Annotated in this window: 10 protein-coding genes; 2 read left to right on the top strand and 8 right to left on the bottom strand. The window is 70.6% G+C overall.

Going from position 1 to position 12,682, the window contains the following annotated elements; genetic code table 11:
* Positions 1-313: 313 nt before the first annotated feature.
* The 6 genes from C4B68_RS23340 to C4B68_RS23315 all read right to left on the bottom strand — a co-directional run bounded on the left by C4B68_RS23340 (position 314) and on the right by C4B68_RS23315 (position 5,401).
* Positions 314-1,474, bottom strand: a complete 1,161-nt coding sequence (locus C4B68_RS23340; protein ID WP_099501947.1) for a serine hydrolase domain-containing protein — start codon at positions 1,472-1,474, stop codon at positions 314-316.
* 148 nt (positions 1,475-1,622) lie between these two features.
* Positions 1,623-2,027, bottom strand: a complete 405-nt coding sequence (locus C4B68_RS23335) for an organic hydroperoxide resistance protein (protein ID WP_206337134.1) — start codon at positions 2,025-2,027, stop codon at positions 1,623-1,625.
* A gap of 300 nt (positions 2,028-2,327) precedes the next feature.
* Positions 2,328-2,807: a MarR family winged helix-turn-helix transcriptional regulator gene (locus C4B68_RS23330; RefSeq protein ID WP_206337133.1), complete on the bottom strand. Its 480-nt coding sequence runs from the start codon at positions 2,805-2,807 to the stop codon at positions 2,328-2,330.
* A gap of 29 nt (positions 2,808-2,836) precedes the next feature.
* Positions 2,837-3,598, bottom strand: coding sequence for an energy-coupling factor ABC transporter ATP-binding protein (locus C4B68_RS23325; protein WP_099501890.1), 762 nt, complete (start codon positions 3,596-3,598; stop codon positions 2,837-2,839).
* Complete coding sequence (gene cbiQ, locus C4B68_RS23320; RefSeq protein ID WP_099501891.1) at positions 3,586-4,347, bottom strand: cobalt ECF transporter T component CbiQ; 762 nt, start codon at positions 4,345-4,347, stop codon at positions 3,586-3,588. The genes C4B68_RS23325 and cbiQ overlap by 13 nt, the downstream gene beginning before the upstream one ends.
* A 4-nt stretch (positions 4,348-4,351) precedes the next feature.
* The gene (locus C4B68_RS23315; RefSeq protein WP_099501892.1) at positions 4,352-5,401 is read right to left on the bottom strand and encodes an energy-coupling factor ABC transporter permease; all 1,050 of its coding nucleotides are present in this window, start codon (positions 5,399-5,401) and stop codon (positions 4,352-4,354) included.
* Positions 5,402-5,672: 271 nt separating this feature from the next.
* On the opposite strand from C4B68_RS23315, the gene C4B68_RS23310 reads away from it, so the two are divergent.
* Positions 5,673-6,029 carry an SsgA family sporulation/cell division regulator gene (locus C4B68_RS23310; RefSeq protein WP_099501893.1) on the top strand — a complete coding sequence of 119 codons (357 nt, stop codon included), beginning with the start codon at positions 5,673-5,675 and terminating at the stop codon, positions 6,027-6,029.
* Between the two features lie 103 nt (positions 6,030-6,132).
* Here C4B68_RS23310 and C4B68_RS23305 read toward each other — a convergent pair whose 3' ends face one another.
* Together C4B68_RS23305 and C4B68_RS23300 are read right to left on the bottom strand one after the other, a co-directional pair.
* Positions 6,133-8,352, bottom strand: coding sequence for an MMPL family transporter (locus C4B68_RS23305; RefSeq protein WP_099501894.1), 2,220 nt, complete (start codon positions 8,350-8,352; stop codon positions 6,133-6,135).
* Positions 8,353-8,474: 122 nt separating this feature from the next.
* A complete protein-coding gene (locus tag C4B68_RS23300; RefSeq protein WP_099501895.1) occupies positions 8,475-9,074 on the bottom strand; it encodes a TetR/AcrR family transcriptional regulator in 600 nt (199 codons plus the stop codon).
* Between the two features lie 150 nt (positions 9,075-9,224).
* Between C4B68_RS23300 and C4B68_RS23295 the strand changes: the two genes are divergently transcribed.
* Positions 9,225-12,632, top strand: a complete 3,408-nt coding sequence (locus C4B68_RS23295) for a S41 family peptidase (protein ID WP_476715115.1) — start codon at positions 9,225-9,227, stop codon at positions 12,630-12,632.
* Positions 12,633-12,682: the final 50 nt, after the last annotated feature.

Genomic DNA, 12,682 nt, shown 5'->3' with positions numbered 1-12,682 from the left:
GCGCGGCCACTCAGTCCGTCCCTGCTGAACTCGCTTCGGGCCCCTACAGCCCCGTCGCAGCCGCGGACGAAGCAGTCGTCGAAGTGCATCCTTCCGGCGGCTCCTTCGACTGACGACGAGACCGGCAGGGGCGGCCCGGGACACGCCGCACCCGCCCGACCGGGGTGTCAGTGGCTCCGCCTACGCTGCGGAGCAGAGGCCGGACGGAGCGCCCCCCGCGGGGCCCGCGGCACAGGGGGGTGGGTACTGGTAGGGCCCCGGAAGCCATCCCGGGCCTGAATCGAGAGACGCCGCACCCCACCCCCTCCTCCGCCTACGCCCCGATCGCCGTCCGCACCGCCCCCACCAGCGCCTGCGCCCGCGCGTCCGCCGTCACGCTCTTGCGGAAGCCGTTCGTCACGTACCCGAAGGCGATCCCCGACTCGGGGTCGGCGAAGCCGAGGGCGCCACCGCGGCCGGGGTGGCCGAAAGAGCCAGGGGTGAGCAGGGGCGAGGCCGTGCCGTGCAGCATGTAGCCGAGGCCGAAGCGGGTGTTGACGACGAGGACGCGGTCGGGGCCGGCGGAGTGTTCCGCACGGGCCGCCTCGACGGTCTCGGGCGTGAACAGCCGTACCCCGTCCACCTCCCCGATCAGCGCCGCGTAGAAGCGGGCCAGTCCCTCGGCCGTTGCGATGCCGTTGGAGGCGGGGAGGACGGCCGCCCGGTACGCCGGGTCGTTCTCGTCCGGCGCCGGAGTGATCGCGGCGAACGCGCGGCGGGTGAGCGACGACGGATCCGCGTACGCCTCCGAGACCGAACGTTTCGGCCGGGTCTTCAGTCCGCCCGCCGCCGACGGGGCCTCCACCTGCCCGACCCGGCCCACGCGCCCCGCCTCGGCCTCCGGCAGCCCGACCCACAGATCCAGCTCCAGCGGCCCCGCGATCTCGTCCGCGATCCACGCGCCGATCGAGCGTCCGGTCACCCGCCGTACCAGCTCACCGGTCAGCCAGCTGTACGTCTGCGCGTGATAGCCGTGGTCGGCCCCCGGCTCCCAGACCGGCGCCTGCGCGGCCACCACCACGGCCGCGAGGTCGGGATCGGCCGCCTCGGCCGGGGTGAGCGGGCGGTCGAGGACGGGCAGTCCGGCACGGTGCGCGAGCACATGCCGCACGAGCGTCCGCTCCTTGCCCGCGTCCTTGAACTCCGGCCAGTACTGGCCGACCGGAGCGTCCAGATCGAGCTCCCCGTGCTGGACGAGCAGCAGGAGTACGGCGGCGGCCACGCCCTTCGTCGCCGAGCGCACGATCTGCGCGGTGCCGTGCCGCCAGGGCTCGGTGCCGTCGACGTCTCGCGCGCCGCCCCACAGGTCGACGACCTTGTGCCCGTCGCGGTACACGGTGACCGCGGCGCCCCGGTCCCCGAGCACTTCGAAGTTGCGCACGAACGCCTGCCTGACCGGCTCGAAGCCCTCGGCCACTGTGCCGTTCACGTCCACGTCCGTACCCCTGTCCCGCTTGCCTCCGACGGTGGATGCAACACGCATCGACCGCCCGCGATTCCTTAGGGCCTGTCTTTCGGATCACGCCTGGGCCGGGGGGATGAGGCAACGCATCCCGAAGTCGGCGTGATCCGAAAGGCAGGCCCTAGCCCAGCAGGATCGTGACCTCGATGTTGCCGCGGGTGGCGTTCGAGTACGGGCAGACTTCGTGAGCCTCGTCCACGAGCTTCGCCGCCATGTCCTGGCCGACCACGGGGAGCGAGACGCTCAGGGCGACCGCGAGGCCGTAGCCGCGCTGCTTGTTGGGGCCGATACCGACCTTCGCGGCGACCGTGGAGCCGGAGAGGTCGTATCCGGCGCGGCGGCCCACCAGCACCAGGGCGCTGTGGAAGCAGGCGCTGTATCCGGCCGCGAACAACTGCTCCGGGTTCGTGCCGTTGCCGTCGCCGCCGAGCGCGGGCGGCATCGCGACCCTCAGGTCTAGCTGGCCGTCCTGGCTGGTCACATAGCCGTCCCGGCCACCGTGCGCGGTGGCCTCGGCGACGTACATGATCTTCGTCGGGCGGGTGTCTCCATCGGTGCCGTCCGTCACGGCAGGACCTCCCCCACACAGGTGTGCAACTACATCGCGCACAAGATACCCGCCAGTATGGACGCCCGAACTACCAGGGTGCAGAAACCGCGGCTGCCCCCGCACGACGGTGCGGACCTGTGGGTTTTTCGGATCTGGAGACGGTTCCTGTATTCCAACGTCTGATCCACACGACGGGCGGATGTACCGGCACGGCCCCGACCCACCCACCGGCAGCAAGCGAACCGGTGGAAAGCGACCGCCAACAGGCGCCGCGCATCAGCGGCCCCGCAAGGCCGCCCCCTCCGCACACTCCGCCAAGCGCCACAGCTCCTCCCGAAGGCGCACGGCATCGGCCCCCTCCACCCCCGTCGCAGCCAGCAACGCCCGCGGTACGCCCTCCGCGCGCTCCCGAAGCAGCTCCCCACGCCCGGTAAGGGTGACGCGCACAGAGCGTTCGTCGTGCGCCGAGCGCTCACGCCGCACAAGCCCCGCCGACTCCAGCCGCTTCAGCAGCGGCGACACCGTGCCGTAGTCGAGGCGCAGCGCGGTCGCCAGCTCCTTGACCGTGGTTTCGCCGCGCTCCCAGAGGACGAGCAGGACGAGGTACTGCGGGTAGGTGAGGCCCAGCTCCTCCAGCAGTGGCCGGTACGCGGCCGTCACGGCGCGCTGAGCGGCGTACAACGCGAAGCACAGCTGATCGTCAAGCAGCAGCGACCCGGCCGCCCCCGCCAACCCAGCCGCCCCGGCAGCCCCCACCGCCCCGACGTCGTCGTCCTCTTGATTCGTCACGCGCCCATTGTCACGGAGCGCGGATCGAACCCGAAGGGAAGCTCCAGACGATGGCTGCGCATGAGCTCGCCGTTGGAGAGCAGCTCGCCGGTCTTCCCGTCGGCCGCGATGACGCCCTCGCTGAGGATGAGCGAACGGGGGCACAGTTCAAGGGCGTACGGCAGATCGTGCGTGACCATGAGGACGGTGACGTCCAACGACCGCAGAATGTCGGCGAGTTCGCGCCGGGAGGCGGGGTCGAGGTTGGACGAGGGCTCGTCCAGGACCAGGATCTCCGGCTCCATCGCCAGGACCGTCGCCACTGCGACCCGGCGCCTCTGCCCGAACGACAGATGGTGCGGCGGCCGGTCGGCGAAGGACGCCATGCCGACCTGCTCCAGGGCCATACGCACCCGTGATTCCAGCGCGTCCCCCTTCATCCCCGCAGCGGCCGGCCCGAAGGCCACGTCCTCACGGACGGTCGGCATGAAGAGCTGGTCGTCCGGATCCTGGAAGACGATGCCGACCTTGCGCCGGATCTCGGCCATGTGCCGTTTGCCGACGGGAAGTCCGGCCACCGTCACGGTCCCGGTACCACCGCTCAGAATGCCGTTGAGGTGCAGCACGAGGGTGGTCTTGCCGGCGCCGTTCGGCCCGAGCAGGGCGACGCGCTCGCCGCGCCCGATGGTGAAGTCGACGCCGAAGAGGGCCTGATGGCCGTCGGGGTAGGCGAAGGCCAGTCCGGCCACTTCGAGAGAGGGGGTCGTCACAGGGTCCATCCCAACAGGCATACAACGAGGGCGGCGAAGGGGAGGGCAAGGGCGTACGACCACTGTGCCCGGGACGCGGTCACCTCGTCGATGACCGGCATCGAGCCGGCGTACCCCCGGCTGACCATGGCGAGATGCACGCGCTCCCCGCGCTCGTAGGAGCGGATGAACAGCGCGCCCGCCGACTTCGCGAGCACCCCCCAGTGCCGTACGCCCCGGGCCTCGAACCCGCGCGACTCCCGCGCGATCCGCATCCGCCGCATCTCGTCCGCGATGACATCGCCGTACCGGATCATGAAGGAGGCGATCTGCACAAGGAGCGGCGGAAGCTTCAACCGCTGCAGGCCCAGGAGCAGTTCGCGCAGCTCGGTCGTGGAGGCCAGCAGTACGGAGGTGGCGACACCCAGCGTTCCCTTGGCGAGCACGTTCCACGCGCCCCACAAGCCGTTCACGCTCAACGACATACCCAGGACGTCCACCCGCTCGCCCTCCGCCACGAACGGCAACAGCACCGCGAAGGCGACGAACGGGATCTCGATCAGCAGCCGTTTCAGCAGGAAGAGAGCCGGTACGCGGGCCTTGTACGCGACCGTCGCGAGCAACGCGGCGTACAGCGCGAACGCCCACATCGCCTCGCGCGGGGTGGAGACGACCACGACCACGAAGCCGAAGGCGGCGGCGAGTTTGGTGTGCGCCGGCAGGGCGTGCACGGGCGAGTGCCCGTGCCGGTAGAGCTTGTGTGCGTGGCCCGCGCCCATCGGATCAGACGCCTTCGGGTACCGAGCCGGCAGACGCGTCGGCCGTACGGCGCCTGCGGACCGCCCAGAAGACCCCGGTGCCCGCGACGACGGTGACGCCGACGCCGATCACGCCCGCGAGACCGCCGGAGATCCGGGCGTCGGAGACGTCCTTGACGCCGTAGTCGGCGAGCGGCGAATCGGCCGCGGCGTGCTCCTCGACCTTCTTGTCCAGGCCCTTGTCCGTGGCGACCTTCTCCAGGCCGTCGGGGCTGGCGGAGGCGTAGAAGCTGACGAACCCGGCGAGCACGAGGGAGGTGACGAGGCCGGTGATCCACACCTTGCGGTGCGAGGCGCGGGCGGCGACGGGGACGGCGGGGGCGGGCGCGTCCACCAGCTCACCGTCGACGCGCAGCTTGAGCGGCTGCCGCAGACCGCGCGCCCCGTAGACGAGATCCGGCCGTACGGCGATGACGGCGCCGACCGTGAGCGCGGTGATCGCGGCCTCGCCGATGCCGATGAGGACGTGCACGCCGATCATGGCCGTGGCGACCTTGCCGATGGAGACGTCGGTCGTGCCGCCGAGGGCGTAGAGGAAGGTGAAGGCGAGAGCGGCGGCCGGGACGGACACCAGCGCGGAGACGAAGGCGGCAGCGGTGACGGAGCGCCGCCCCTGGGGCAGCACCTTCACCAGGCCGCGGAAGAGGGCGTATGAGACGAGGATCGTGACGATCGCCATGTCGGTGATGTTCACGCCGAGCGCGGTGAGGCCGCCGTCCGCGAAGAGGATGCCCTGCATCAACAGGACGACCGAGACGCAGAGGACGCCGGTATAGGGCCCGACGAGTATCGCGGCCAGGGCACCGCCGAGCAGATGTCCGCTGGTCCCGGCGGCGACCGGGAAGTTCAGCATCTGTACGGCGAAGATGAAGGCGGCGACCAGGCCGGCGAGCGGCGCGGTCCTCTCGTCGAGTTCGCGGCGGGCGCCGCGCAGGCTCACGGCGATGGCACCGGCGGCGACTACTCCGGCAGCCGCGGAGACCGGGGCGTTGATGAATCCGTCAGGCACATGCACCGTTCGATGATAGTGCCTTGTTGCGAATGCCTTGCAAGAGCGAGGCGCCTACGAATAGCCGCCGAGGACGGCCGGACGCGAATCCGACGGCAGCCGGACACCGACCGACCGAAGAGCCGCCCGACGCCCCCGGACGCCGGCACCCGGGGAGGCGGTTTCCGTGAGATGTGCGACATTGGAATGGTGACGGATTCACCCATTCCGCACATTTGCAGTCCCGCACAGGACATATGCCGTCCCGCACAGGTTACGCAGCGCAAGGAGTCGGCTCATGTACGCCGTCGAACAGTACGCCCGAGCCCACATCGTCACCGACACCGCCGACACCTTCGACGACGAACACCGATCCGTCCCGGTGGCCCTCCGGTACGACCCGGAGGACGACCCCCGCCTGGTGCACATCACGCTGCCCGGCCCCCATGAGTGGGTGTTCGCCCGCGAGCTCCTTGAGCAGGGGCTGCGGGTTCCGGCCAGCAGCGGCGGCGTCAGGATCTGGCCGTGCGGCCGGGTGCAGGCCGTCCTGGAGTTCCACTCGGCCCAGAGCGTGGCGGTCGTACAGCTCGACGCGAAGCCCCTGATCCGCTTCCTGCGCAGCACGTACAAGGCAGCGACCCCCGTGGCGCACTGACGCCGGAAGGGGCACCCCCGCCACCAGGCGACGGGGGTAACCCTTTCGCTGCTCGCACTACGGCGCGATCAGACCCGGAGCAGCATCAGACCTGCACCAGCGATCAGACCCGCACCAGCTCCCGCTCCTCGTCCGGATCCGGGTCCTTCGTCTGCTCGCGCAGACCCTCGCCCTCGACGTCCACGTTCGGCAGGGCACGGTCCAGCCACTTCGGCAGCCACCAGGCCTTCTTGCCCAGCAGGGCCAGGACCGCCGGGACGATCGCCATGCGCACGATGAACGCGTCGAAGAAGACGGCGATCGCGAGACCGAAGCCGATCATCTTGATCATCGACTCGCTGGAGCCGATGAAGCCGGCGAAGACGGCGATCATGATGACCGCGGCCGCCGTGACGACCCGGGCTCCGTGCCGGAAGCCGGTCACGATCGCCTGGGCGGGCTTCTCTCCGTGGACGTACGCCTCGCGCATCCGGGTCACAAGGAAGACCTCGTAGTCCATGGCGAGACCGAAGACGACGCCCACCATGAAGATCGGCATCATCGACATGATCGGGCCGGTCTCCTCGACGCCCATGAGCCCGGCCAGCCAGCCCCACTGGAAGACCGCGACGACGGCGCCGAGGGCCGCCAGCACCGAGAGCAGGAAGCCGAGGGCCGCCTTCAGCGGGACCAGGATCGACCGGAAGACCGCGATCAGCAGCAGGAAGGCGAGGCCCACGACCAGCGCCAGATACGGGACCAGCGCGTCGTTCATCTTCTGCGAGAAGTCGATGTTCATGGCGGTGGCGCCGGTGACCAGCACGTCGGTGTCCGTGTCGGCCTTGATGGCCGCGCCCTCGTCACGGATGGAGTGGACCAGGTCCTCGGTCTGCGTCGACGAGGGCTTGGAGTCCGGGATCACGGTGATGATGAAGGTGTCCCCGGCCTTGTTGTACGCCGCCGGGCTGACCGACACGACGCCGTCCAGGCCCTTGATGTCGTCGATCGTCGTCTTCTCGACCGCCTGCGGGTCGTCGCTGCCCTTGGCGTCACCCACGACCATCAGCGGGCCGTTGAAGCCGGGACCGAAGCCCTCCGACAACAGGTCGTACGCCCGCCGCTGCGTGGTCGACGTCGGCTGCGAGCCTTCGTCCGGCAGGCCCAGCTCCAGCGAGCTGACCGGACCCGCCGCGGCGCCCAGGCCGACGACGCCGAGGAGGAGGACGGCGACGGGACGGCGGACGACGAAGCTCGCCCAGCGCGTGCCCATGTTCGGCTTGCTTCCGTGCGCGGGCGCGGACTTCCTGCCGCCCCCGAGCAGCTTGCTCTTCGCGCCCGCCGGCTGCACCTTGCGGCCCGCGTAGCCGAGCATGGCCGGGATCATGGTCAGCGCGATCAGTACGGCGATGACGACTGTGCCCGCCGCCGCGAAGCCCATCTTGGTGAGCATCGGGATATTGACGACCGCGAGACCGGCCAGGGCGATCACGACCGTGAGACCGGCGAAGACCACCGCGGAGCCCGCCGTGCCGACCGCCCGGCCGACCGCTTCCTCGCGGTCGCGGCCCTCGGCGAGTTCGGCCCGGTAGCGGGAGACGACGAACAGCGCGTAGTCGATGCCGACGGCGAGGCCGATCATCATGGCCAGCGTCGAGGTGGTGGAGCCGAGTTCGAGCACGTTGGCCAGGGCCGTGATGGCGGAGACGCCGATGCCCACGCCGATGAGCGCGGTCAGCAGCGGCAGCCCGGCCGCGACCAGCGAGCCCAGGGTGATGACGAGGACGACCGCGGCGACGGCGATACCGATGATCTCGGTGGAGCCGGTCTCGGGTGTGGCCTCCAGCGCGTCACCGCCGATCTCGACGGTCAGCCCGGCGTCCCGTGCGTTCTGCGCGGCGTCCTCCAGGGCCTCCTTGGTCGAGTCCTCCAGCTCCCTGCCGGAGACGTCGTACCTGACTTGCGCGTAAGCGATCGTGCCGTCCTTGCTGACGGCCTGTGCCTGGTACGGGTTGGCGACCGAGGTGACCTCGGAGCCGCCGGACAGCTCCTTGACGGTCTTCTTGACGGTCGCCTTGTTGTCGGCCTCGGTCATCTTCTCGCCGGCGGGTGCCTTGAAGACGACACGCGCGGTCGCCCCGTCGGCGCTCATGCCGGGGAAGCGTTCGTCCAGCAGGTCGAAGGCCTTCTGGGCCTCGGTGCCGGGGATCGAGAAGGAGCTGTTGCCCGCGGCGGGGGCACTGGCCGCGCCGACGCCTGCGAGCGTCAGCAGCGCGACCCAGATCAGGGCGACGAAATGCCGTCGCCGGAAGGCGAGCCGGCCGAGTTTGTAGAGGAACGTGGCCACGTGGGCGTCTCCCGGTCAGGTCGTGGGGTGTTCAGGGGCAGGGTTGATCAACCCGGTGGGTGGCAGGGGTGATCGGCCCGACGACGTGAGCGGTCGCGTCAGGTGCTTGGTGCGAGGGACGATCAGGTGGTGGGAACGCCGAGGGCGGGGAGGACCACGGCGTCTATGTACGAGGTGAGGAAGGCCTGCGTCGGCGGCATCCCGTCGATCAGCGCGCGAGTGGCGAACGCGCCGAGCAGCATGTGCACGACGTAGCCCATCGCGGGGTTGTCCGCACGGACCTCGCCCCGGTCGACGGCGCGTTGCAGTATCCGCTGGAACTCCGCCAACTCCGGCTCCACGAGCAGTTCCTTGAACGCCCGCAGGAGATCCGGGTTGGTGTGCGCCGCCATGGCCAGCCCCCGCATCAGCGCTGCGTTCTGCTCCATGCCGCAGTCGTCCTCGCGGGTGACGAAAGCGTGGAAGTCGCCCCGCAGGGACCCGGTGTCGATGTCGGAGACCGACCCCGGCTTGCTGTGCCGGATCGCCTTCGCCACCAGCTCGGCCTTGCCGCCCCACTGGCGGTAGAGGGTGGCCTTGCTGGACCGGGTGCGGGCGGCCACGGCGTCCATCGTCACGGCGTCATAGCCGACTTCCCGGAGCAGGTCGAGCACGGCCGCGTACAGCTCGGCCTCGCGCTCGGGCGTGAGCCGACTCCGCCGCGCCGTTGCGGTCTCGGTCATGTCACTCACCTTCCCCCTCCGGACTTTTCCTTCGTACGACTCTGAAGATACTCCCGGCACGAGCGAAACGAAACCGTTTCGTACGTGTGGTGGGTCACGCTCGCGTTCTCAGAAGTTGCCGCGGTCCGCCGGGGGGAAAAGCATGGGGACGTGAGCGACGAGCACAAGAAAGCGACGGCAGGAACGGAAACGACGGAGCAGGCAACCGCAGGCACGGAAACGGCGAAGCAGGCAACCGCGGGCAAGGAGACGACAGACCGGGCGACCGCAGACAGGAAAACGACGGACCGGCCCACCGCGGACCGGGCCACAGGAGCCACCTACGCCCCCGGATACCTCCGCTACCCCCACCTCAGCGGCGACCTCCTCTGCTTCGTGGCCGAGGACGACCTGTGGCTGGCGCCCCTCGACGGGCCGGGCCGGGCCTGGCGGGTCACCGTCGACCGCACCAAGGTCGCCCACCCCCGCTTCTCGCCCGACGGCCGCCACATCGCGTACACGAGCTGGCGCAGCTACGTCCCGGAGATCCATCTGGCAGCGGTGGACGGCGGCCCCGGCAAACGGCTCACCTACTGGGGCAGCGCGGACACCCAGGTCTGCGGCTGGTCCCCGGACGGCGACATCCTCGCCGTCGCCTCGCACGGCGAGCCCTTCTCCTACTACACCTGGGCCTACAAGGTCCCCACCGACGGCGACCCCGGCGGCAAGCTGCCCTGGGGCCCGGCCGCCTCCATCCAGGTCGCCGACATCGAAGGCGAACGCAAGACCCTGCTGCTCACCGGCACCGCGCCGCACGAGCCGGCCGCCTGGAAGCGCTACCGGGGCGGTGCGATGGGCCGGCTCTGGCTGCATGGTCAGCAGTTGCTGGCCGACATCGACGGCCAGCTCGACTGCCCCATGTTCGTCGCCGGCCGGATCGCCTTCCTCTCGGACCACGAGGGCATCGGCAACCTGTACTCGTGCGCGTACGACGGCTCCGACCTGCGCCGCCACACCGATCACGACGCCTTCTACGCCCGCAACGCCTCGACCGACGGCAACCGGATCGTCTACCAGTGCGCGGGCGACCTGTGGATCGTCGACGACCTGTCCCCCGACTCGATCCCGCGCCGCCTCGACGTACGCCTGGGCGGTCCGCGCGCGGGACGCCGTCCGTACCAGGTGCCGGCGTCCCAGAACGTCGACGCGATCTCCGTGGACGAGACGGGCCGGGCCAGCGCCGTCGTCGTACGCGGCAGCCTGTACTGGCTCACCCACCGCGACGGCCCCGCGCGCGCCATCTCGGACACCCCCGGCGTACGCGTCCGGCTCCCCGAGATGCTCGGTCCCAGCGGCCGGGTCGCCTATGTGACGGACGCGGACGGCGCGGACGCCGTCGAGATCGTCTACCTGCCGCGCGCGACCGGCGACCGCGGACCGCGCCGCCTCGCCTCCGGCGAACTCGGCCTCGTACAGGAGATGGTGTCGGACCCGCAGGGCGAGTGCCTCGCGATCGCCTCGAACGACGGACGCCTGCTGCTCCTCGACGCCACCGAGGAGTCGGACGGCAAGATCACCGAGCTCATCCGGTCCATCAACGGGCCGGTACGGGATCTCGCGTTCTCCCCGGACGGGGCGTGGCTGACGTGGTCGCATCCCGGCATCGGCCGGTCGCTGCGGCAGATCAAGATGGCTCGGATGAAGGACCGGCTCATCGTCGACGTCACCAACGGGCGCTTCGAGGACGAGAACCCGGTGTTCACGCGCGACGGCCGGTATCTGGCCTTCCTGTCCTGGCGCGGCTTCGACCCCGTGTACGACGTGCACACCGGGGACCTGTCCTTCCCCGTGGGCTCCCGCCCGTACCTGGTGCCACTGTCCTCCGCGACCCCCTCCCCCTTCGCGCTGAACCCGGAGGGGCGTCCGGTCGCCGGGGGCCTGGACCCGGTCGAGGACGAGGGCGCCGACGGCGCGGTGACCGTCGAACTGGAGGGTCTGGAGAGCCGGGTGACGCCGTTCCCGGTCGCCGCCTCCAAGTACTCGTCGATGTGCCCGGTCTCGGGCGGCGGCCTCGTCTGGCTGCGCTGGCCGATCTCCGGCGCGCTGGGCGAGACGTTCGTGAACCCTGACGACAGGTCGGGCCGGCCCACCTTGGAGTACTTCAACCTCGCCAAGGCGAAGAGGTCCGAACTCGTCCAGCATCTCGACTGGTTCGCGGTGAGCGGCGACGGTTCCCGGCTGGTCGTCATGGAAGAGGGCGACCTGCGCGCCGTCCCCGCCACCGAGGCCGGCGACAGCGAGTCGACGGTCTGGATCGACCTGCGCCGCATCATGCACGAGGTGGACCCGCCCGCCGAGTGGCGTGGGGCGTACGACGAGGCGGGCCGGATCACCCGCGCCTACTTCTGGGACCCCGCCATGTCCGGCATCGACTGGGACGCCGTGCTCGACCAGTACCGCCCGCTGGTCGAACGGGTCGCGTCGCCTGACGACTTCGCGGACCTGCTGCGCGAGGTACTGGGAGAGCTGGGCACATCGCACGCGTACGTCGCCTCCGCGCGCCGCAACGAGGGCCCGGCCCACTACCAGCGCTGGCAGGGCCTGCTGGGCGCCAACTTCGTCTGCCGTGACGGCAGTTGGATGCTCAAGCGGATCCTCCCCGGCGACTCGTCCGACTCCAAGGCGCGCTCTCCTCTGGCCGGTTCGGGGATCCGCCCGGGCGCGGTGCTGACGCACGTCGACGGCCGTCCGGTGCACCCGGTCACGGGCCCGTACCCGTTGCTGGCGGGCGCGGGCGGTATGACGGTGGAGCTGACGTTCACCCCCGCGGAGGGCGACGGCCGGTCCCGGCGGGTGGCCGTGGTCCCGCTGATCGACGAACGCCCGCTCCGCTACCAGGACTGGGTGACCAAACGCCGCGAAGTCGTCCGGGAGGCGAGCGGCGGGCGCTGCGGCTACCTCCACATCCCCGACATGGGCGGCTCCGGCTGGGCCCAGTTCAACCGCGACCTGCGCATGGAGGTCTCGCGGCCCGCCCTGATCGTCGACGTACGCGGCAACGCGGGCGGCCACATCAGCGAGTTGGTCATCGAGAAACTGACGCGCACGATCCTCGGCTGGGACCTGACGCGCAACGCCCAGCCGGTGTCGTACGCCTCGAACGCGCCCCGCGGGCCCGTCGTCGCGCTGGCGGACGAGGCGACCTCGTCGGACGGCGACATGATCACGGCGGCCTTCAAGCTGTTGAAGCTGGGCCCGGTGGTCGGCCAGCGCACCTGGGGCGGCGTGGTCGGGATGACCGGGCGGCACCGCCTCGGCGACGGCACGGTGATCACGGTTCCGATGAACGCGGCCTGGTTCGACGCGTACGACTGGTCCATCGAAAACCGGGGCGTCACCCCGGACTTGGAGATCCTCCGCACTCCGCTGGACTGGGCGGAGGGCCGCCACGCCCAGCTCGTCGACGCCGTCCAGCTGGCCCTCGACCTGCTGATCACCCATCCTGCCTCGTCTCCGCCGGACTACTCGTCCGTCCCGGACCGGTCGCGGCCGAAGCTGCCGCCGCGGAACGCGGAGTGATGGACGCCGGTACGTGAGAGTGGGGTGCCCTCTTGGCAGAGGGCACCCCA

This window comes from Streptomyces dengpaensis, assembly GCF_002946835.1.
In the GTDB taxonomy this organism is placed as follows: domain Bacteria; phylum Actinomycetota; class Actinomycetes; order Streptomycetales; family Streptomycetaceae; genus Streptomyces; species Streptomyces dengpaensis.
The sequence above is the reverse complement of the archived record's forward strand: the minus strand, read 5'-3'. Positions and strand labels throughout refer to the sequence as shown.

Excerpts from the sequence above, each read along its gene's own strand:
- C4B68_RS23335 (WP_206337134.1), bottom strand. The coding sequence starts at position 2,027 with ATGTACGTCGCCGAGGCCACCGCGCACGGTGGCCGGGACGGCTATGTG.
- C4B68_RS23325 (WP_099501890.1), bottom strand. The coding sequence starts at position 3,598 with ATGGACCCTGTGACGACCCCCTCTCTCGAAGTGGCCGGACTGGCCTTC.
- cbiQ (WP_099501891.1), bottom strand. The coding sequence starts at position 4,347 with ATGGGCGCGGGCCACGCACACAAGCTCTACCGGCACGGGCACTCGCCC.
- C4B68_RS23310 (WP_099501893.1), top strand. The coding sequence starts at position 5,673 with ATGTACGCCGTCGAACAGTACGCCCGAGCCCACATCGTCACCGACACC.
- C4B68_RS23300 (WP_099501895.1), bottom strand. The coding sequence starts at position 9,074 with ATGACCGAGACCGCAACGGCGCGGCGGAGTCGGCTCACGCCCGAGCGC.